Origin of the sequence: Desemzia sp. C1, assembly GCF_020882875.1 — a bacterium.
GTDB lineage: Bacteria > Bacillota > Bacilli > Lactobacillales > Carnobacteriaceae > Desemzia > Desemzia incerta.
Genome location: NZ_JAJIZP010000003.1, coordinates 1,007,250 through 1,029,269, shown reverse-complemented (window position 1 = coordinate 1,029,269; position 22,020 = coordinate 1,007,250). Strand labels below are relative to the sequence as shown.

Below are 22,020 nucleotides of genomic sequence, written 5' to 3'. Positions count from 1 at the left end.
ACTTACCGACATTAAATTTATATATTATTGAAAAAATAAAAAAATAATAGAGAATGACAAAAATAATATATATAAGCTTTTCAGGACATTTAATGTCGGTAGTCGGTATTTTCTAAAAAAACGCCTAGAAACGTTGATATAAAAGCAAAATGAAATACCGACATTAAACCGACTTATCGACTTTTGTTAATCGGTAATTATTGTTTAGAAAGAGTATACATTATTAATTTGTATAAACTGCCCTCGCCAAGGTTTTATATAAAAGCATATTACCGAATCAAGAAAGGAGCTGGCCAATGGAAATCGAACAACCTGTGTTACTAGCAGAACCAATCAACAAAAACCAAGTTAAAGTATGGTGTCCACACTGTTTAAAGAATCATTACCATGGGAATACTGAAGGGTCAAGAGTGGCTCATTGTGAGAAGAAAACTAATTCTCCTTTTGTTGCCACTGGTTACTATATCAAATTGAAATAAGAAGTCTCGGTAACAACAGAAAGGAGTTGAATAAATTGAGATACAGGTTAAATGAACGTTTAAAGCAGTTAGAACATAAAACTTTTAAGGGCATACTTCCTCCGATATTCATTGAAATTCTTGGTGACGGCATGGTTGAAATTTATTCTGATGTAGATGGAAAAAAAGAACGAATGACTGAAGAGCAATACGAAAGACACAGCGAACGTTTTATGAAATCTGATCAAAGGGCAGTATTTGAAATAAGTTTCGTAGATGATATTTCTTCAGATAGTGAATAATTTAAGACGTAAAACATACAAAAGCATACATGGAGGTGAAAAGTTGCCAGAATTAAAACCAAAACAAGAAAAACTTATCATTGCATTAATGAGTAAATCAACAACAGAAGAAGCGATTAAAGAAGCTGGTATTAACAGAAGTACAGCATTCAAATATTTGAGAGATCCGTTTTTCTCTAGTGAATACCGAAGAATCAGACGGGAAACAATGCAGCAAGTGACTAGCAAGCTTCAACAAGCCTCAATAATAGCCGTAGAAACGTTATTAGATGTAATGGCTGATAAAGAGTTATCAACATCTTCAGCAAGAGTACAAGCCTCCAAAACTGTCTTAGAGAACGCGTATAAAGGAATTGAGATGGATGACTTGCAGCAACGTATCGAACAACTAGAGGAAGCGCTCGATGAACGATTAGGCTAAAGAAAAGAGGCAAACAATGAACAAAGAGTTAAAAACACGACTAAAGAGAATGGAAGAAATACTAAACGTAAGCGGTGAGGGCTTCTATTTAGCCGATTACGACACCACCGCAAAGGTATATACGTTAAGTCATGCAGACGGTATGGAGTTGTGTTTCACTAAGCCAAGACTATTGGAATGGCTGAATAACTTAATAGGGAAACCATGTATCGTATCTTTTGTAACTGTAATTTTTGATTATGATTTATACGACCACCCTGCAATGGTGAAAACTAAAGAGCCGAGTATTGATAATGTACCAGTTGAAAAGATTGAGTTTTAAAGAGATGTTGTAAATAGCAGCTGGCGAAAAATGAGGTGTTGCGAATGTAGGTAACTCCAAACTGTATGAAAAGAAAAGAGTTGCTATATCAATAAAAAAGAGCTTTTGTTAATAGTTGAAATCAGTAATACTTGCATATTTAGTTGCATTTAAAGCAAAAAAAGAATGCAGAATGGTGGTGTACGGATCATTGGAAGTTCTGAAAGACTACAGATTAGAAGAAAAAAATGAAGAAATAACAAGATGGCTGAATCTGCCGGTTGCAATTGCTGAATTGGAATACGAGAGGGCAACCTTTAGCAGTAATTACTACCAGGAACATAGCTTTTACTCTCATGTCGTGTATGACGACGTAAGGGGAATTATTAGTGAAGCGCCCAGAGTTGATTTGGTAGCCATCAATATTGCAGACAGTTGCTTATTATTGGAACAGCGTATAAAGCGAAATAAGCAACAATACAAGCTTTTTAAACAAGTGGTAGCACGTTTGCCAACAATCGAAGTGGACAGTTTAAACGACAGGGAAATTGACGATATCTGCACGTTTATTCAATTGATTCGAAAGATTACTGAAACAACTAATGCTGAATTAACTTTAACTTATCAAAATGAATTTAAAAAAAGATTGGAGAATATAAGATGAAAATGACACCTTTTATGAAAGATGAGCGCTACGTAAAGATTGTTAAAGAATATCTAGAAGCAATGGAGACAATTAAAAAACAGAAAAAACGGGATGTTAAGTCAGAACGTATCAATGAGGACGTGAAGGCCGCAAGCAGCAAACTACTTTCTCAATTAAATAGTTATTACATTGAGAAAAAAAGCGAAGTTCAAACTGAAAAAAAACGTATTGAAACAAGTTATAAGAATAATAAGAAGACGTATGAAGATCCATTGACTGAACAATTAAATCGTCAGGATTTTGAGATGGAAGTTAAAGTGATGAAAGACCCTGAGTTACAAGATTTATTAACGAAATCTGGACGTGACTTAAGCACATATGAGGTTAATCGTGTCCATGCTGAATTAAAAAATAGGGGCTTAAATGAAACCCCAGCCCTAGTCTATAAGAGAAATTCGAAAATAGGAAAAGAATACGAAAACGATGCTAATTATCAGAAACTAGCTCAAGAAGATGAATATTTAATGCTTATTAGTCCAAGAGGGAATGCCACTTCTATTTATTTCCCAACAGAAAGCGGACTTTCGATGGAAACTATAACATCGTTGGAGAGAGCTAAGCATAATAAAATCTATCAAATTGAAGACACTATTAAAAAAGTGAACTTTGGTCTAAAAGCGATGGAAAGTAATATCCAATCTCAAAATGACTGGTTAAGAAGCATTAGCGGGACAATTGAAAAAGAAAAAGAAGAATATGCCGCTGAAATGGAGAAGAAAGGGAAAAAAGTTAACTATGAATACCAAGATGATGATCCAAGAGTGAATCGTGGTAATCCGGAATTCGATATTGTATCTCAATTTAAATATCTCAAAGAACGGTACCATGAACCAGACAATTTTATGTACAACATAGCTAATCCAGATTATGACACACAAAAACATTTGAATTATATGTTAGCTAAGCATGAAAAAGCAGTAGCTTTAAAACAAAAAAATGATGATATCAATAAAAAAACTTCATTTGATAAAAACCAAACACAAGAAGTAACTACGGAGATTAGCTGATATGTTCAATGTAGGTAAAGAAACGTACACCATTAAATTTAATCAGCAAAAGTCTAGATGGGGAAGATAAAAAAAGATAGAGCTATCCAAATGGGTAGCTCTTTTTCTATACGTGGTCAGATATCACTAAGAATTGATTTACAGATACTTATACCAATAAGAGTTTGAAACGTGCTTAGAATACTCCTTAGACAACGCAAGTGAATCATGCCATAATATATATAGTGGCACAAGACTATTGCAAGGTATAAAAGACTACCAGAATTAAAATATGAGTGTTTTAGACTTCTTTTGTATCGAGTTGGCATATTTAAGCTATGAACAATACAGGAACGCTTAAACAGGCTTATTTTGATGATTTAAACAGGTAAGGTTTTGGCAAGGTATCGCAGTATTGAATTGCACAACGTTCTCACGTCTAAACAAATAAAAAAAAGCCACTCTCTATTGAGTAGCTTCATATCCAACGCCCGCATGTAGTAGTAGTTTTGCTTGCATGTTCCCCTTGCATACATTATTGGTTGTAGTTTATATCTATTTTATACTTTTTTAGTTTCTTCCATATAATACCACAAAATATTGAACTCATTAAAAGCAGTCAAAATGCCTACTTCTAAACCAGTAGGGACCATAACGATAAACGGTAACGGTTTTTTCTTTAAAAATCGTTGCCGTTTTTTTTTGCTCTTTTTTATATAAATAGGAAAAATATACTAGAAGTAATAGGAGGGAATTATGGTGAAGAAAATTATTTTGTGGGTATTAGTTCTATTTGGTGGCTTACTATTATTAGCGGCGTGCAGAAAACCTGCAGCTGGTATCAGCGAAGTTGATAAAATACCTGATGAGGTCCAAACAGCTATTAATCCTGATTATAGACTTCAACTAATGACTTTCGATAATGATCCTTACTACGTTATCTTTCAATCTACGGGAAAAGTAACAGCGGAGATTGACAGCAGTGAAGATACATTGAATATCTTGCTCAACGTATCAGATCAAACAGATAAAAATATGAAGCAACATGTATACGAATTATTCCTAGATCCCGAACATGAAGTCATTGATGTTCAGATAAATGGAGAGTCAGTCTATTTTGATGAATCTGTCATTTTAAATTAAACGATACCTTAATCGAATGCGTAAAAATAAACAAATGAAATATTATAATAACCGTCGTTTTTGATGTTTGAACCGATGTATATGTAAGTGCAACTAGTGGTTGCGTTAATGTAAACCAATAGGTGCTTATTATTTTAAGAAATTAAACTACAATATAAAAAAGGGTAACAAATAGAATGCTTTACAATCTATTACTTATGAGGAGACTTTGATGATTAACAGAAAATATCTATTCAAAGGATTGTTTTTAGTCGTATTGGTTCTCGGCACGGTTAATTATGTTTTCAATACATCTAGCTCTGAAGTAACGATCAGCTCATTGTTTATTCTTATTGCAGCAGTGATCTATGTGCGTGATGAAGTATCTTTATCTACTAACGATTCAGACAACAGAAATAAATATCAAAAGTGGATAGACCGACTTTTTGCCGCCATTTTTATTGTTATTTCAATCGACACAGTTATTTCATTTCTGATTTATGGTATTTCTTAATTTGGAACAGTTTAATTCTTCCGGCTGAGTTTCTTGAAAATACTTTCGATTATCCATATCCCTAAAAGTATCAAAGGCAATGTTTTTACTACGTATTCAATACTTCTTTTTGGAATGTTGGTATAGATAGCCCAATAAAAGACGACTAATACCCATGTAAACGTAGCGGTGTACTTAAAAAAGTTAAATTTCATTATTATGCTCCTCTAAATAATTTATCTATTCTTCTATTATGACATATGAAAGGAAACAATGATGAAAAAGTATCAGCTGTTTTTAGCATGGATGTTTATTTTACTAGCTGTCGTCATATTGATTAGTTTGCCTGAATTAGTGTATCCTACTATCAGTGAGGATGGAGTAGATACTCACCAGTATTTACTAGAAGTGATTCTGCACATAGTAAGATACGTTGTTCTCTCTATTTTCTCGTTTATTTTAGGAATAAAACTGTTACATAAAGATTAATTGACAATTTTTGGTGCCCAAAACACGCGACTGGAAATAACTTCCAACTTTTTCATATTTATGAATATTGAATTCTTAAACGTGTTCAAAAAGGCAGCCCCGACATCCATTTCACAAATAAGGCTCGGATGGTCCACGACCACTCGAGCCTTGTTCGTGGATGGATATGGGGCTAAGCGCCTTTTTTCACACTCTCGTGTTTTTCAATTTGAACAGTATGTTATTTGACCACTAAAGCCATATCGCCATTACGCACATACTCGAATTTTTTCATTGCAAATGAAATAAAGAATGTTACAGCAAATGGGATCACAACGCCAGCTATCATATAGTTCAGGAAGCTGGTCAAACCTTGATTACCCAGTACAGTAATCGGTGCGATGAAGGAACAGAACCCTAGTCCGCCTAATGCACTTGCGGTCGTAAAGCCAAGTGCTGAAGTCGCTATCGGTGCGGCAACTGCACAAGCAATAGTGGGAGCTACTAGAATCATAGGGTTTTTGATGATATTCGGCAATTGTACTTTTGGCGTACAAACAAATTGTGCTAAAAATCCTCCTAGGTCATTTTCGCGTAAAGAAACAAAAGAGAAAGCAACATACATACTAGTCGTTCCAATCAGCATTGCTGCACTGGATACTGGGTCTAAGTTCAGTGCAATAGCGATGGCGGCTGAAGAGGCAGGCGACATCAAAACAAGTCCTCCAACGACAGCAATAACAGCTGATCCAATAATAGGGTAGCCAGCAACTGAAGCAGAAATGAAACTGCTAAAAGCATTTAATAAGGGCGAAATCACAAAGTTCAAATAATATCCGCTTAAGCCGCCGACTAAAACGGCTGCCAAAGGAATAGCCATCATGTCTAACGGTGTTTTTCCAGAAATACGTTTCCCAACAAATGTAGCAATGGTTGCGGCGATCAAACAGCCAATTGGTTCTCCTGAAGCAATCGAAACGACGCCTTCTGCAGTTGTCTGCACAGCACCAGCCCCCACAGTTCCTGCCGCCATAGCACTGAAGACTGTCAGTGTATTCCCGCCAAGCATGATAGCAATACCGGCACCAATAGCGGGAGCCATCAACATTTTAGTAGCTGTTCCAATAATCACCAATACAGAGAGACCTGTCATATTGCCGATTGTTTCTAACAGTAAGCCGATTCCGATAGTGACAAAAATAGCATTTGCTATTCCTGAAGATGCTTTGTACATACGATCAACTAAATATTTTTTCATACTTATTGCCCTCCGATTTTCAGTGATTTTACAGTCGTTTTTATTTTTTAGCGGGAAACAAAAAAGAAGCAAGCCCCAAATCATTAGGGCTTGCTTCATTACTAAAGCTGAGCCCGTGTAACGCGAACAAGGACTCAACTAAATGAATAGTTCGAATCCCAGCTAAAGTAATAAAATAATAATGACTAAAAAAGAAAGGCTGAAAAATTCAGCAGAACGCATGTGTAGTGTAAATGTGCCTGTTTTCATTCTCAACCTCTCCTTTTCGTCAGTATTTTTTTGACCGTGAAGATAGTGTAACTGCATATTATGAGAAAGTCAAATCGTTTATTCATTTAATTTTAATCTTTCTCATAATTGAATTAACACACTAAATGTTCTTTATCTTTTAGCAAAAAAATCTTCCAAAAGCATTGAAGTTCAAAGGAATTTGTTATACAGTTAAACAAGTAGCCCGTGAAACAAATTGTGTTTCACGATTGGAAAACAAGGAGTTGGAATGATGAATCCAGAAGAGTTTAGAAAAGCCCTTCAAGAAAAAGGGATTCCACTGACGGATAAAAAAATGGAGCAGTTCGAGCAATATTTAGAGCTGTTGCAAGAGTGGAACGAAAAAATCAACTTAACCGCCATTACGCAACGTGAAGAAGTCTATTTAAAACATTTTTATGATTCGATAACTGCTGGATTGTATGTGGATTTTACTAAAGGGGTCCAAAGCCTGTGTGATGTAGGTGCTGGTGCTGGATTTCCAAGCATCCCCCTAAAAATTGCTTTTCCAGAATTAGAAGTTACGATTGTTGATTCCTTGAATAAACGGATTCAGTTTTTAACTTTACTCGTTGATACATTGGGGTTAGAAAATGTTCATTTATACCATGACCGTGCAGAGACATTTGGTCAAAATAAGAAATTTAGAGAAACATTCGATTACGTGACAGCAAGAGCTGTAGCGAGAATGAGTGTGTTGTCAGAATTGTGTTTACCTTTAGTTAAAAAAGGCGGAACGTTCATTGCTATGAAAGCTGCAAGCAGCGAAGAAGAGATGAAAGACAGCAAAAAAGCGATTGCTACTTTGGGTGGTAAATTCAAAGAAGAGTTTTCTTTCGAATTGCCTAACGAAGCTGGAGAGCGCCATATCTTGTTGATCGACAAGAAAAAAGAGACTCCGAACAAGTACCCGAGAAAACCTGGTACGCCGAATAAAAATCCTTTGTAATTTTCCAATATAAATAAAGTTGGCAGCTTTTGAACAAGGATTGTCATTTTAAGATGGCAACTATGTTTTAAGAAGTGCATTTGTTATAATAAAGCAGTTAGGTATATGGAGTATATAGAGTAGAAATTAAGGGGAGTTCAGCGGATTATGGCTTTGTCTGATTTGTTTGGTTCAGGAAAATCAAAAAAGAAAACAGAGAAAATTGAAGAACTATTTGCTGAAGAGCTGAATGATTCTTCAAAAGTTCAACAAATTCCGATAAATACGATTCACCCAAATCAGTTCCAACCCAGAAAAATATTTAATGATGAAAAATTACAAGAGCTTTCGCAGACAATAGAACAGCATGGATTGATCCAGCCTATTATATTGCGCAAATCAAGCGAAGATCAGTATGAGATTATTGCGGGTGAACGTCGCTTTCGGGCAGTACAGTTATTAGGATGGCAAGAGGTATCTGCTATCGTAACAGAGATGACAGATAAAGAAACAGCTTCTGTAGCATTGATTGAAAATTTGCAAAGAGAAGAATTGACAGCGATTGAAGAAGCTCAAGCGTATCGTGATTTGATGGAAATGAATGAAATCACACAAGAAACCTTGGCAAAACGAATCGGAAAGAGTCAATCTTTCGTAGCCAATAAGCTTCGGTTGTTGAAATTATCCGAGCCGGTGAAAACAGCTTTGTTGAAAAAAAAGATCACCGAACGTCATGGGCGCAGTTTACTGGCGCTTGACGAGGAGAAACAAGCAGCCTATCTAGACCGTGTTATAGAAGAAAAGTTAACGGTCAAAGAGCTGGAGCAGCTGGTCAAAAAAGAAACGGCTGGAAACGAACTGCCTAAGAAACCTAAACGTAAAAGTGTTTCTAAGGATCTTCGTTTAGCAGTGAATACGATCAAAAAAACGATCTCTTTGGTGCAGGAAACAGGCATGGAGATCAAAGCAACGGAAGAGCATCTTGAAGATGTCTATCGGATAACGATTGAGATTCCTAAAGAAAAAAGAGAATAAAGAGCGACAAATGAAGAATCATTTGGAAGAAATGCGTAAAAAGAGAGATGCGCATAGTGTATCTCTCTTTTAGTATAGGAATGCTTTATCGAGTTTATAATATGGGGGAAATGAAATGGCGCGAGTGATATCAGTAGCAAATCAAAAAGGCGGCGTTGGGAAAACAACTACCACTGTTAATTTAGGAGCTGCTTTGGCGCATCAAGGGAAAAAAATATTATTGATTGACATTGATGCTCAAGGGAATGCGACAAGTGGTTTAGGAGTACGCAAGGCAGATGTTGAAAAAGATATATATGACGTTTTAGTCAATGAAACGCCAGTTGAGGAAGTGGTATTACCTTCCTCAAGAGAAAACTTATGGGTTGTTCCTGCAACGATTCAATTAGCTGGAGCAGAGATCGAGTTGACGACTCAAATGGCTCGAGAGTCGCGATTGAAGAGTGCTCTACGCGACTTGCAAGATGATTACGATTATATTTTGATCGATTGCCCTCCTTCGTTAGGACATTTGACGATCAATGCGTTTACAGCTAGCGATTCAATACTTATCCCAGTGCAATGCGAATACTATGCCCTAGAAGGTCTTAGCCAATTGTTGAATACTGTCCGTTTAGTTCAAAAACACTTCAACCCAGATTTGCGTATCGAAGGTGTATTGCTGACGATGTTAGACGCTCGTACGAATCTAGGGTACGAAGTAGTGGACGAAGTGAAAAAATATTTCCGCGAAAAAGTATATAAAACGATCATTCCGCGCAATATCCGATTATCAGAAGCGCCAAGTCATGGGTTATCTATCATCGATTATGATCCACGTTCCAGAGGTGCAGAAGTGTATGTTGAACTAGCAAAGGAAGTGTTATCCGTTGGTGAATAAAAACAGTAAAGGTCTTGGCCGTGGAATTGATGCATTGTTCAGTGAATTTGCAGAATTTGATAAAGTAGATAAAAATGATGAGCGCGTACAAGATATTCCATTAGATGAGATCCGTCCGAACCCTTACCAACCAAGACGCACTTTTGATGAAGAAGCGCTGAATGAATTGGCAGCTTCTATCCGACAATCCGGTGTCTTCCAACCCATTATTTTGAGAGCATCTTCTGTCAAAGGGTATGAGATCATTGCGGGAGAACGCCGATTCAGAGCGTCCAAGATTGCTGGTAAAGAGACCGTTCCTGCTATTGTAAGAGAATTCGATGAAGAAACGATGATGCAAGTTGCCGTTTTAGAGAATTTGCAGAGAGAAGACCTGTCTCCACTAGAGGAAGCTGAAGCATACAATATGTTGATGAAGAATCTAAAATTGACTCAAGAAGAAGTAGCTCAACGCTTAGGCAAAAGTCGTCCCTATATCGCTAACTACTTGAGATTATTGGGCTTGCCTGAAGAAGTGAAGAAAATGCTTCAGACAAACGAAATTTCAATGGGACAAGCACGTACACTGTTAGGCTTGAAAGACAAAAAGCAAATCATAAAAGTGGCTAAAAAAGTGATCAAAGAGAATTTGACGGTTCGTCAAATAGAACAGTTAGTCTCTCAAATGAATGAAGCAAAACCTAAACAACCAAGCAAAGAGCCTGTAAAGAAACCTTATTACATTCGTGAAAGCGAAGAACGATTAATGGATAAATTTGGGACAAATGTTATCATCAATGAGAAGAAAAACAAAGGTAAGATTGAAATTGAATATCTTTCTCCAGAAGATTTAACAAGAATTTTAGATATTCTTGAAATTCAGTTTGATGAGGAATAAGTCGATTCTGACATGATAAAGAAATTTATGAATGGAAGTGGCTTTGATGTATGATTTAAACGATATTGTAGAAATGAAAAAACCGCATCCGTGCGGCGAAAACCGCTGGCAAATTATTCGAATGGGAATGGATATTCGTATCAAATGCACCAAATGTGGCCACATGGTCATGATGCCCAGAAGAGATTTTGAACGCAAAATGAAAAAAGTTCTCGAAACTGCCGAGAAAAATGATGTAAGCAGTGAATCTTAATTAAAGAAAGCGAGCAGATAGTATGGCATTAACAGCAGGAATTGTAGGGTTGCCTAACGTTGGTAAATCGACGTTATTTAACGCAATCACAAAAGCAGGAGCAGAAGCAGCGAACTACCCGTTTGCTACGATCGACCCTAACGTAGGAGTTGTAGAAGTTCCGGATTACCGTTTAAACCGTTTAGCTGAATTGGTTGACCCTAAACGTGTGGTTCCAACGACATTTGAGTTTACAGATATCGCCGGAATCGTTAAAGGAGCAAGTAAAGGTGAAGGTTTAGGAAATAAATTTTTAGCGAACATCCGTGAAGTGGATGCGATTTGCCAAGTTGTGCGTTGTTTTGATGACGATAATATTACTCACGTAAGCGGCAAAGTAGATCCAATTGATGATATCGAAACAATCAACTTGGAATTGGTGTTGGCTGACCTAGAGTCTGTTGACAAGCGTTACAAACGTATTGCCAAATTAGCGAAAACAAAAGATAAAGAGGCTATTGCTGAATTAGCTGTCTTAGATAAAATCAAACCCGTTTTAGAAGCAGGGAAATCAGCTCGTTCAGTAGAGTTCACTGATGATGAATTGCCGATTGTTAAAGGGTTGTTCTTATTGACTACTAAACCTGTTTTATATGTAGCGAACGTTTCTGAAGATGATATCACTAACGCAGATGATAACGAGTATGTAAAATTAGTTCGTGAATATGCAGCTAAAGAAAATGCAGAAGTCATCACTATTTGTGCACGTGCGGAAGAAGAAATTGCTGAATTGGATGACGACGAAAAAGCTATGTTCTTAGAAGACTTGGGAATTGAAGAAGCAGGATTAGACAAATTGATTCGTGCAGCTTACGATTTACTTGGTTTAGGAACTTACTTTACAGCTGGTGTTCAAGAAGTGCGCGCATGGACTTTTAAAAAAGGAATGAAAGCACCTCAAGCAGCTGGAGTTATCCATACTGACTTTGAACGTGGATTCATTCGTGCTGAAACGATTGCTTATAAAGATTTTGACGAACTAGGCAGTGAGAAAGCAGCTAAAGAAGCAGGTAAAATGCGTTCTGAAGGAAAAGAATATGTTGTTCAAGACGGCGACGTTATGCTTTTCAGATTCAACGTGTAGATTAATTAGGGGGCTTTAGATCGGTGAAAAAGAATGATGAAAAGAAATTAAACACTGAACAGCAACAAATGGATAATCTAGTAGCATTAAAAGAAGAAAACGACACGCTGTTTTCTCAACTAACAAACAAAAATGAAGAATACATGGTCAAATTAGACAAACGATTAACAGAAGCGAATTACCCAGATGATGAGAAAACAAGAGTCTTCAACGATATGTTGAAAGAAATCGTTTCTCAACAATCTGCAGGTGTAACGGCTCGTAAATTATACGGAACTGTTACTGAGAGATCGGTTGAAATCGTAGAAGGACCGCAACAAGAAACTGAAGGGCAAGTACAACGTTCTGAAAATTGGAAACTGTATGTAGATGGAGCCTTGATGTTAGGTGGAATGTTTGCACTGATCACCGGATTATCTGCTTTGTTTGGAAATGAAAGCAACACTACAGGTATGGGGATCATTACATTATTGTTAAACTTCATCGTAGGTGGGTTTGTTATTCTGGCAATCACTAAAAATGCACCCGTTCAAGGCGTTAAAGGAAGCTTATTGCGTTATATCTTAGTTTCTGTAGTCGCTATGTTCGGATGGATCATTGTAATGACAGGATCAATGGCGATCATACCACAGTCCCTCAACCCACTAATGCCGCCAGCTGTCAACCTAGTAATAGGTGCCGCAGCATTCGCAGGAAAATGGTACTTCAAACGCAAATACAAAGTAAAAGGAACATTATTTTAAAAGAGCGCGAAAAAAGCGTTAAGCTTACCGTGAAAAATCCGGGTGTGACTGATAGATGTTTTTTATCTAACAGTCACACCCGGATTTTGGTAGTGTAAGCTGCTTTTTGCAGCGCGTCTAAGAAAGAGCGTGGAGTAAACCGTTAAGGCTTCCGTACATTTCACCGTCTAGACAGTTTGGGTCCTTTCCAAACAGTCTAAATGGTGAAATGGTAGTATGAGCTGCCGAATGCAACGCGTTTAAAAGAGCGCGAAAAAAGCGTTAAGCTTACCGTGAAAAATCCGGGTGTGACTGATAGATGTTTTTTATCTAACAGTCACACCCGGATTTTGGTAGTGTAAGCTGCTTTTTGCAGCGCGTCTAAGAAAGAGCGTAGAGTAAACCGTTAAGGCTTCCGTACATTTCACCGTTTAAACAGTTTGGGTCCTTTCCAAACAGTCTAAACGGTGAAATGGTAGTATGAGCTGCCGAATGCAACGCGTTTAAAAGAGCGCGAAAAAAGCGTTAAGCTTACCGTGCAAAACCTAGCTGCATTTCTGAATTTCAGAAATGCAGCTTTTTTTGTGCTGTAATAGATCTAGCTGATTAGTAATAGATTAAAATTAATGTATTTTTATGAAAGAAATCGGAAAACACCTTGACCCCAGTTGGTTAAGGTGGTAGGTTAGATAGTAAAAAATCTGACAAAAGTTCAGTGGATTTGAGAAGGAGTGCTTGATAAAAATGTCTAACTGGGATACAAAATTCGCGAAAAAAGGATTCACTTTTGATGATGTTTTACTAATGCCTGCAGAAAGCCATGTTTTGCCTAATGAAGTAGATTTGAGTGTACAATTGACGGACAAAATCAAATTGAACATACCGATCATGAGTGCAAGTATGGATACTGTAACAGATTCTCGAATGGCTATTGCTATTGCTCGTCAAGGCGGGTTGGGTGTTATTCATAAAAACATGAGTATTGAAGCTCAAGCTGATGAAGTTCGTAAAGTTAAACGTTCAGAAAGCGGAGTTATCATAGATCCATTTTATTTAACTCCAGATCATCTGGTGTCTGATGCGGAAGCTTTGATGTCCCGTTACCGTATTAGTGGTGTCCCAATTGTAAATACTTTAGAAGATCGCGTATTAGTCGGTATTTTAACAAACCGTGATTTGCGTTTCATTTCTGATTACACGCAAAAAATCGATGCCGTTATGACTAAAGAACATTTAGTAACTGCTCCAGAAGGAACTTCTCTAAAAGAAGCTGAACACTTATTACAACAACACAAGATTGAAAAATTACCATTAGTGGATGCAGAAGGTCGATTGAGCGGATTGATCACCATCAAAGATATTGAAAAAGTAATCCAATTCCCTGATGCTGCTAAAGATGAACATGGACGTTTACTAGCAGCTGCGGCTGTTGGTGTAACAAGTGATACATTTGAACGTGCTCAAGCATTGATTGATGCAGGCGTAGATGCCATCATTATCGACACAGCTCACGGTCACAGTGCTGGCGTTATCCGCAAAATCAAAGAAATTCGTGAAGAGTTTCAAGATGTTGCGATCATCGCTGGGAACGTTGCTACCGGAGAAGGTACTCGTGCTTTATTTGAAGTAGGAGTAGATGTTGTCAAAGTAGGGATCGGACCAGGTTCTATCTGTACGACTCGTGTAGTAGCTGGTGTGGGTGTTCCTCAAATCACAGCTATCTACGATTCTGCTGCAGTGGCTCGTGAGTATGGAAAAGCGATTATCGCTGATGGCGGAATCAAATACTCTGGAGATATTGTAAAAGCGTTAGCTGCTGGAGGACATGTCGTTATGTTAGGCGGAATGTTGGCAGGAACGGATGAGTCTCCAGGCGAATTTGAAATTTTCCAAGGTCGTCGTTTCAAAACTTACCGTGGTATGGGAAGCTTAGGAGCTATGAAAGCAGGTTCTAGCGACCGTTACTTCCAAAAATCTACCAATGAAGCAAACAAAATGGTTCCAGAAGGGATTGAAGGACGCGTAGCTTACAAAGGAAGTGTTCAAGATATCATCTTCCAAATGCTTGGCGGAATTCGTTCAGGTATGGGTTATGTTGGAGCTGCTAACTTGAAAGAATTGCGTGATGACGCTCAATTCGTTCAAATGAGTGGAGCTGGATTACGCGAATCTCACCCGCACGACGTCCAAATCACAAAAGAATCACCAAACTACTCCATTCAATAAAAACATACTAAGATTAGTAGGTAGAAACCCCGACGGGGGTTTCTGCCTGCTATTTTCTTTTTTTAGGATATAGTAGTGGTGAAAGGAAGCTCGACCATGCTCTCAAGGACTTCGAGTCCGAAATATAAACCGAGCTCCTTCACTGTCATTTCAGAATCAGTTTTAAGTATGTGGGACCGTGAGTCCGTGTAAAGGAAATTGGAATCGAAATGAATCAGTGAGGGTCTTTCAAAACAGACAAGAAAGCGAGGGAAAATTAATGTTCGTAGTAGCACTAGACGTATCCATGAAGAAAAGTTATGCAGTAATTTATGAAAGCAGTACTTGCTTATGGGAGGGCACCATTGAACACACGAAAACGGATTTTGGCATCCTATTGGATAAAATACAGAACCTTCCACGCACTCCAGAAGTTGTTTTCGAGGCCACAGGTGTTTATTCCCGACCGATAGAAGCTTTCTGCCAAAAGAACAAGCTACTCTACACACTACTCAACCCGCTTCAGGCCAAAAAACAGCTAGAAGAAGATACTCTGAGAAGTTGGAAGACTGATAAACAAGATGCCCATAAGTTAGCACAGACGCATGAGTTTAAGAAACGGACACCAAAGGTGGCTCAGGAAGAGATCTACCAAAACATGAGAGACTTGTCTCGCTTCTACCAAGAGGTGGAAGAGGAAATAAAACGGACACGTATGCATCTGCATAACTGTCTCCAGCTGGTATTTCCGGAGTTGGAACAGTTCTTCTCAAGCCGGATCAATCTCTACGCCTTGACACTAATCAGCCTGTTTCCACATCCTGAAATAGTCTTACAATCCACGACTACCAAGATAAAAAATTTACTAATAAAATCCACAAGAAAGAATATATCGGAAAACCGGGCCCGCAAGAAGGCAGAACAATTAATCTTCTTAGCGCAAGACTCTTATCCAGCTGTGGACGAAAATAGTGTCCATTGTCAAAAGACAATCTATTATGCAGAAAAGCTCCAAGACTTACTCCTCCAGAAGGAGGAGCTCCAAAATCAGATGACACGCATAGCAAAGGAACTCCCTGAACATGAGTTATACCTCACGATTCCAGGCATCGGAGAACTAACGTCAGCCCTACTCATCGGAGAATTGGGAGACGTGCGGCGGTTTAAAACGTCTAATCAATTGAATGCCTTTATAGGCATTGATATCCGTAGGTACCAATCTGGCAATTATGTAGGATTGGACCATATCAATAAGCGTGGCAATCCAAAAGGAAGAAAAATATTATTTTTCAGCGTACGAAATATGATCCGGCAACAAAAATCTGCACCTAATCATATCGTGGATTATTACTACAAATTAAAAAAGCAACCCGTCTCCAAGAAAGACAAGGTTGCCACAGTCGCCTGCATGAACAAGCTCCTAAAATGTATGCATTCCATGGTGAGGAACCATACTCGGTACGACTATGCGTACACGGTCTCGAGGACCACTAATTTAACTGTAGTATAGCACGAAGCTCTCAGAAAAAAAACAGAAGAAACTGAGGTTTCTTTGGTGTGCCCTCTTGTTGGAAGAGATGATATGCCCCCTCTTCTTTCCAAAAAATCTTTTCTGTTTTATAGTTATTTTAGCTTGACTAAACGTAGGAAGAGCGTGGAGCAAAACGATTTGCTTCTCGGAAGTAAGAAGAAAGCGACCGGTTAGGTGTGTTTCTTAACAAGTCGCTTTCAGCTTACAGACGCAGAAGCAGTTTTGCGCAACGCGTCTAAAAAGAGCGCGGAGCAAGCCGTTTAGATTCTCGTAGAGTTCATCTCACCTTTTAATTGGGGGTTTTTCCCAAGTAAAAAGGGAGTGAAATCATAGAGAATCTGGCTTAGGAAGCGCGTCTGAAGTAAAGAGGAAAGACTGTCTCAAAAGAGGCAGTCTTTTTATTATGCAGAAAACCAGCAAACTTAAACATTATTTTACTTTTCCAAGGGCCCTTTTTTGTTATGATTAGGTTAACTATATTGTAGGGGAAGAGGGATCGGTATGAAGGTATTAGTCATTGATGATGACAAAGAAATCGTCGAACTATTAGGCATCTATATCCAAAACGAAGGCTACGAATTAGAGAAAGCTTACAATGGAAAAGAAGCCTTGAGCAAATTGAACACCCAAGAAATCGATTTGGTAGTATTGGATGTGATGATGCCGGAAATGAACGGCTATGAGATCATTAAAGAGATTCGAAAAGATTCGCAATTGCCTATTTTGATGTTGAGTGCGCGGTCAACGGATGTTGATAAAATCAAAGGTTTGATAACGGGAGCGGATGACTACGTAGTAAAACCGTTCAATCCACTGGAAGTTATGGCTCGCATCAAATCTTTATTGCGTAGAAGTACGTATACAGCTGTGCCAGAGCAGCCGAACAAGTTAGAGATTGGACCGTTGATCATTGAAAAAAATTCGCATGAAGTGATAACACTTACGGGTACACGCATCGTTTTAACGGTATTGGAGTTTGGGATTCTCTATTTGTTAGCAAGCCATCCAAATCGTGTGTTTAGCGCAGAAGAAATTTTTGAACGTGTGTGGCAGCAAGAAAGTATCGTATCTGCTAAAACAGTTATGGTCCACGTTAGTCATTTGCGCGATAAAATCGAAGAAGCTACAGGCGGCGAAAAAGTGATTCAAACCGTATGGGGAGTAGGCTATAAAATCGAAGACCGGTAATGAGCGAAAGATGGAATGAATGTCCAGTTTCTACTATACGTAAGGGAGTTTTTTCTTAGTGAATCTATCTAGAAGAGAAAAAGGTAAAATGATACTAGAAGCTTTTATCACTATTGGCCTCATGTTTTTATCTTACTATGCGGTTCATATGATTTTGAAACGCGTCGTACTTATTTTTCCTGAGTCTTTTAAATCGATTTGGGGGATTGGTGATGTCATCGTCAATATTGAAGGGAATCAAGTATTCACTTCTACACCGCCTTTTCTCATATTAGTGTTGATTTTGACAGGATCTGTGACGTATTGGCGTTTAAAGAGACGTTACCGCCAGTATCAATTGAATCATATTATCAATGAATTGCATTACATCGCAGAAGGACATTACGAGCACCGCATCACTCATGATTACAGAGGGGATATGTCCAGAGTTGTTGATAGTATACATGTATTGGTGGATAGTACAGTGAGAGCTATGGAAGAAGAGCGGATGATCGAACAGTCTAAAGACGAGCTGATCACAAATGTGAGCCATGACATCAGAACGCCGCTAACTTCTATCATCGGGTATTTAGGATTGATAGAAGAAGGCAGATACCACAATCAAGAAGAATTGTTGAAATATACGAGAACAGCCTACCAAAAAGCTAAACAAATGAAAGTGCTGGTAGATGACTTGTTTGAATACACTAGAGTTCGGCAGCAAACAACGCCTTTGAACTTGGTTCATTTTGATATGATCCAAATGTTGGAACAAATTGCTGCAGATTTTGAGTTAGAGGCCAATAAACAGGAAATGACTATAGAAGTGGTTTCTGCATTGCCTAGTTTGTATATGGAAGCTGATACAGAAAAGCTCGTTCGTGTATTCAATAATCTGCTGTCTAATGCATTAAAATATGGCAAAGACGGGAAACGAATCTTGATCAAAGTAGAAAAAACGAGTGAAGAAGCAGTTATTACTGTAAAAAATGATGGTCCGGAAATTTCACCTAGAGCTTTAGCGCATTTATTTGATCGCTTTTATAGAGCAGATGAATCGAGATCGCAAGAAACAGGAGGAACCGGGCTAGGATTGGCAATTGCTCAAAGCATCGTGCGATTGCATCATGGAGATATCAGTGCGCATTCTCAAAGCGGTTGGACAAGTTTTATTATTCGATTGCCGCTGAATGAGGCATAAGTGAAACAGAAGAATGTTTCACGTGAATCAATTTCAAAAAAAGTGTGAATATAAAACAACTGTCTTTGTTCTTATAGAAGAAAGAGGGTTGTTTTTTTATAGCATGTTCGTTAATATAGAAAAAGTGAGATTTACTTAGTAAATGAATAAAATGGACAATTAACTTAAAAGAAAAAGACATATTTGAGGAGAACATACATCGATGAAAACATTAAAAAAATTTGGAGCAATATTTGCTGCAACAGTATTACTAGGAACAGCTGCACCAACTTTCCAAATAGCAGGAACTGAGTTCAATGTTAATACCGAAGTTGCTGCTGCAACAAAAGCACCTGAGATCAAAGCTGGAGCTGCATTTGCTATTGAGCCTACAACTGGGAAAGTATTATTGAATCAAAATGGCGATACACCACTAGGAATAGCATCGATGACAAAAATGATTGTTGAATACATTTTATTTGAATCAATCGAGAGCGGTAAAATCAGCTGGGATCAACAAGTTTCCATCAGTGACTATGCATTTAAAATCAGTCAAGATACAAGATTATCTAATGTACACTTGAGACCAGACGAAACTTATTCAATTGAAGAATTGTACCAAGCTTTAGCAATCTATTCAGCAAATGGTGCGACTATAGCTATCGCAGAAGCTATTGCAGGTACTGAACCGGCATTTGTAGACATGATGAAAGTGCAACTGGACGAATGGGGTATTACAGATTACAAATTGTATAACTCAACAGGTCTGAACAATAGTGATTTACAAGGAAATGTGTATCCAGGAAGTTCTGATACAGATGAAAACATCATGACTGCAAGAGGAATTGCAGAAGTAGCGATGCATTTGGTAAATGATTATCCAGAAGTATTGGAAACAACCAGCATACCAAAAATGACGTTTAGAGAAGGCACGGATGATGCTATCGATATGTCTAACTGGAACTGGATGTTAGAAGGATTGTTATTTGAACGTGAAAACGTTGATGGTTTGAAAACTGGGACGACAGATTTCGCTGGTGCTTCTATTGCAGGAACAGCGGTTGAAAATGACATGCGCATTATTACAGTTGTCATGAATGCGGAAAATGGCGAAGAAGACAAAGGTTCTCGCTTTAAAGAAACAGACAAGATCATGGATTGGGTTTTTGCGAACTGGGAATTTTTAGATGTTTATAAAAAAGGCGATGTGGTAACGGAAGCTGGGAAAACACCAGTAGCTAAAGGTAAAGACGACGCGATTGAGGTTGCTGCGGGATCAGATGTATCCATCGTTGTCCCTCAAGGAACAGATGCTGAACAAGTAACTGCTGCATACCAAGCAGATCCTGACTTGTTAAACGAAGGAAACGAATTGACAGCACCGTTCAAAAAAGGACAAGAGATCGGTCAAGTTCAAGTGAACGTAGAAGGCGATGAGTTAGGTTACATTGATGGCAATGAAGGTAAACAAGTTGCTGCAACAACTACAGAAGAAGTCAAAAAAGCTAATGTCTTTGTTCTTGCTGGACGTTGGGTAGGAAACTTCTTCACCGATCTTTACGCTAATATTTTTGGCTAGAACTTCTCACCAGTAGAGTTTGTATTGACTTATATAAATGAGTTGGTTAAAATAAACTCAATTAAAAGAATACAACGAACGTTAGTAGTATGAGCTAGTAAAGAAAAGTTAATTCTTTAGAGAGTCAGCGGCTGGTGGAAGCTGATGGTTAATTTTCTTGAATCCGTCATACGAAGTAAATAATGAACCTTAATAGTTTCTTCTATTAAGTATTAAATTATTTCGGCTCCAGACCGTTATCTGAAGTAGAGAGTAACTGTAACAAGTTAAATCTGGGTGGTACCGCGAACGTGAAGTCCAATTCGTCCCTATAACAGGGAAGGATTGGGCTTTTTTTATTTGTAAGAGTGACTAGAGGAGGAATAAGGTATGTTGGATAATAAAGAATTGAGAACTAATTTTGACGTTATTGCAAAGAAATTAGCTGCACGTGGAGTAAAAGAAGAGGAATTGAATCATTACGTCGACTTAGACAGTAAGCGTAGAGATCTAATAGTAGAAACAGAAAAAGCAAAGAGCTACCGTAATGAAGTATCAGATGCTATTGCTTCTTTAAAACGCAATAAAGAAAACGCAGATGAAAAAATCCTTGAAATGCGTGAATTAGGCGGCAAAATCAAAACCTTAGATCGAGAACTTTCTTCTATAGAAGAAGAAATCGAAAACATCGCTACTAGATTACCTAACTTACCACACGACTCAGTACCAGTCGGCGCAGACGAAGAAGAGAATGTTGAAGTACGCAAATGGGGAGAGCCTCAAGCATTCGACTTCGAACCAAAACCACACTGGGAGATCGGAGAAGATTTAGGCATACTTGATTTTGAACGTGGAGCTAAAGTATCTGGAAGTCGCTTCTTATACTATAAAGGGTTAGGTGCTCGTTTAGAACGTGCCGTATACAATTTCATGTTAGACATGCACATTTACGACCATGGATATACAGAAATGATGACACCTTATATGGTAAACAGTAAAGCGATGTTTGGAACAGGCCAATTCCCTAAATTCAAAGAAGACGTCTTTCAAATGGAAGATAGTGATTTGACATTGATTCCGACTGCGGAAGTTCCCTTAACGAATTACTATCAAGATGAAATCATTGATGAAAAAGAATTGCCTGTATACTTCACAGCGCTAAGTCCATCATTTAGATCTGAAGCGGGAAGTGCTGGACGTGATACTAGAGGGTTGATTCGATTGCATCAATTCAATAAGGTAGAAATGGTGAAATTCAGTAAGCCTGAAGAATCATACGAAGAATTGGAAAAAATGACGGCTAACGCAGAAGATGTATTGAAGAAACTAAATCTTCCATATCGTGTACTAGCTTTATGTACAGGAGACATGGGCTTCTCTGCTGCTAAAACGTATGACTTGGAAGTTTGGATTCCAGCTCAAGACACCTATAGAGAGATCTCTTCATGTTCAAACACTGAAGCTTTCCAAGCTAGAAGAGCTAAGATCCGCTACCGTAATGAAGAAACTGGGAAATTGGAGTACGTTCATACATTGAATGGTTCTGGTTTAGCAGTTGGACGTACAGTGGCAGCCATTTTAGAAAACTACCAACAAGCAGATGGTTCAGTAAAAGTTCCAGAAGCATTAGTTTCTTATATGGGTGGAGTAACTGAGATACGTTAACAACATAGGTAAGAAGATGAAAGGGAAGCTGACTCGGCTTTCCTTTTTTTGATCGTAATTTTTTTAAATAGAGAACTAGACGTGATATACTATTGAATACTAATGAGATAA

Annotated in this window: 23 protein-coding genes and 1 other annotated feature; of the genes, 22 read left to right on the top strand and 1 reads right to left on the bottom strand. The window is 38.1% G+C overall.

From position 1 onward, the window contains the following. Nucleotides 1–296: 296 nt before the first annotated feature. The 9 genes from LMF32_RS05445 to LMF32_RS05405 all read left to right on the top strand — a co-directional run bounded on the left by LMF32_RS05445 (nt 297) and on the right by LMF32_RS05405 (nt 5,278). Nucleotides 297–479: a hypothetical protein gene (locus tag LMF32_RS05445; protein WP_230524099.1), complete on the top strand. Its 183-nt coding sequence runs from the start codon at nt 297–299 to the stop codon at nt 477–479. Between the two features lie 35 nt (nt 480–514). Further along, nucleotides 515–760, top strand: a complete 246-nt coding sequence (locus LMF32_RS05440) for a hypothetical protein (RefSeq protein ID WP_230524098.1) — start codon at nt 515–517, stop codon at nt 758–760. A 43-nt stretch (nt 761–803) separates the two neighbouring features. Then, on the top strand, nt 804–1,181 hold the full coding sequence (locus LMF32_RS05435) for a phage replication protein (protein WP_230524097.1): 378 nt from the start codon (nt 804–806) through the stop codon (nt 1,179–1,181). 16 nt (nt 1,182–1,197) lie between these two features. Beyond that, complete coding sequence (locus LMF32_RS05430) at nt 1,198–1,503, top strand: hypothetical protein (RefSeq protein WP_230524096.1); 306 nt, start codon at nt 1,198–1,200, stop codon at nt 1,501–1,503. A gap of 172 nt (nt 1,504–1,675) precedes the next feature. Then, nucleotides 1,676–2,146, top strand: coding sequence for a hypothetical protein (locus LMF32_RS05425; RefSeq protein ID WP_230524095.1), 471 nt, complete (start codon nt 1,676–1,678; stop codon nt 2,144–2,146). Next, entirely contained in the window at nt 2,143–3,195 is a 1,053-nt protein-coding gene (locus LMF32_RS05420) for a hypothetical protein (protein ID WP_230524094.1), read from the top strand. The genes LMF32_RS05425 and LMF32_RS05420 overlap by 4 nt, the downstream gene beginning before the upstream one ends. 738 nt (nt 3,196–3,933) lie before the next feature. Next, nucleotides 3,934–4,317: a hypothetical protein gene (locus LMF32_RS05415; RefSeq protein ID WP_230524093.1), complete on the top strand. Its 384-nt coding sequence runs from the start codon at nt 3,934–3,936 to the stop codon at nt 4,315–4,317. A 211-nt stretch (nt 4,318–4,528) separates the two neighbouring features. Beyond that, a complete protein-coding gene (locus LMF32_RS05410) occupies nt 4,529–4,810 on the top strand; it encodes a hypothetical protein (RefSeq protein ID WP_230524092.1) in 282 nt (93 codons plus the stop codon). Nucleotides 4,811–5,065: 255 nt separating this feature from the next. Further along, on the top strand, nt 5,066–5,278 hold the full coding sequence (locus LMF32_RS05405; protein WP_230524091.1) for a hypothetical protein: 213 nt from the start codon (nt 5,066–5,068) through the stop codon (nt 5,276–5,278). Nucleotides 5,279–5,498: 220 nt separating this feature from the next. On the opposite strand, the gene LMF32_RS05400 is transcribed toward LMF32_RS05405, so the two are convergent. Then, entirely contained in the window at nt 5,499–6,515 is a 1,017-nt protein-coding gene (locus LMF32_RS05400) for a PTS sugar transporter subunit IIC (RefSeq protein ID WP_092480448.1), read from the bottom strand. A gap of 502 nt (nt 6,516–7,017) precedes the next feature. Between LMF32_RS05400 and rsmG the strand changes: the two genes are divergently transcribed. The 13 genes from rsmG (at nt 7,018) to serS (ending at nt 21,909) form a co-directional block, all read left to right on the top strand. Beyond that, nucleotides 7,018–7,734 carry a 16S rRNA (guanine(527)-N(7))-methyltransferase RsmG gene (gene rsmG / locus LMF32_RS05395; protein WP_188205403.1) on the top strand — a complete coding sequence of 239 codons (717 nt, stop codon included), beginning with the start codon at nt 7,018–7,020 and terminating at the stop codon, nt 7,732–7,734. 147 nt (nt 7,735–7,881) lie between these two features. Beyond that, nucleotides 7,882–8,748, top strand: coding sequence for a nucleoid occlusion protein (gene noc, locus LMF32_RS05390; RefSeq protein WP_230524090.1), 867 nt, complete (start codon nt 7,882–7,884; stop codon nt 8,746–8,748). 115 nt (nt 8,749–8,863) lie between these two features. Next, the gene (locus LMF32_RS05385; protein WP_092480451.1) at nt 8,864–9,628 is read left to right on the top strand and encodes an AAA family ATPase; all 765 of its coding nucleotides are present in this window, start codon (nt 8,864–8,866) and stop codon (nt 9,626–9,628) included. After that, nucleotides 9,621–10,505 (top strand): ParB/RepB/Spo0J family partition protein, encoded by an 885-nt coding sequence (locus LMF32_RS05380; RefSeq protein ID WP_188205405.1) that lies wholly within the window; start codon nt 9,621–9,623, stop codon nt 10,503–10,505. The genes LMF32_RS05385 and LMF32_RS05380 overlap by 8 nt, the downstream gene beginning before the upstream one ends. Nucleotides 10,506–10,551: 46 nt before the next feature. Continuing rightward, a complete protein-coding gene (locus tag LMF32_RS05375; protein ID WP_092480473.1) occupies nt 10,552–10,758 on the top strand; it encodes a DUF951 domain-containing protein in 207 nt (68 codons plus the stop codon). 22 nt (nt 10,759–10,780) lie between these two features. Then, nucleotides 10,781–11,881: a redox-regulated ATPase YchF gene (gene ychF / locus LMF32_RS05370; protein WP_092480453.1), complete on the top strand. Its 1,101-nt coding sequence runs from the start codon at nt 10,781–10,783 to the stop codon at nt 11,879–11,881. Nucleotides 11,882–11,904: 23 nt separating this feature from the next. Beyond that, nucleotides 11,905–12,624, top strand: coding sequence for a DUF1129 family protein (locus tag LMF32_RS05365; protein WP_230524089.1), 720 nt, complete (start codon nt 11,905–11,907; stop codon nt 12,622–12,624). A 723-nt stretch (nt 12,625–13,347) separates the two neighbouring features. Beyond that, nucleotides 13,348–14,829 (top strand): IMP dehydrogenase, encoded by a 1,482-nt coding sequence (gene guaB / locus LMF32_RS05360; RefSeq protein WP_230524088.1) that lies wholly within the window; start codon nt 13,348–13,350, stop codon nt 14,827–14,829. A 259-nt stretch (nt 14,830–15,088) separates the two neighbouring features. Further along, entirely contained in the window at nt 15,089–16,318 is a 1,230-nt protein-coding gene (locus LMF32_RS05355; RefSeq protein ID WP_230524087.1) for an IS110 family transposase, read from the top strand. Nucleotides 16,319–16,840: 522 nt separating this feature from the next. Further along, nucleotides 16,841–17,527, top strand: a complete 687-nt coding sequence (locus LMF32_RS05350; RefSeq protein WP_230524086.1) for a response regulator transcription factor — start codon at nt 16,841–16,843, stop codon at nt 17,525–17,527. A gap of 58 nt (nt 17,528–17,585) precedes the next feature. Continuing rightward, nucleotides 17,586–18,707 (top strand): HAMP domain-containing sensor histidine kinase, encoded by a 1,122-nt coding sequence (locus tag LMF32_RS05345; RefSeq protein WP_230524085.1) that lies wholly within the window; start codon nt 17,586–17,588, stop codon nt 18,705–18,707. 202 nt (nt 18,708–18,909) lie between these two features. After that, a complete protein-coding gene (locus LMF32_RS05340; RefSeq protein ID WP_188205472.1) occupies nt 18,910–20,265 on the top strand; it encodes a serine hydrolase in 1,356 nt (451 codons plus the stop codon). A 75-nt stretch (nt 20,266–20,340) separates the two neighbouring features. After that, nucleotides 20,341–20,578, top strand: a binding site (T-box leader). Nucleotides 20,579–20,634: 56 nt separating this feature from the next. Next, entirely contained in the window at nt 20,635–21,909 is a 1,275-nt protein-coding gene (gene serS / locus LMF32_RS05335; protein WP_230524084.1) for a serine--tRNA ligase, read from the top strand. The last annotated feature ends 111 nt before the right edge of the window (nt 21,910–22,020 follow it).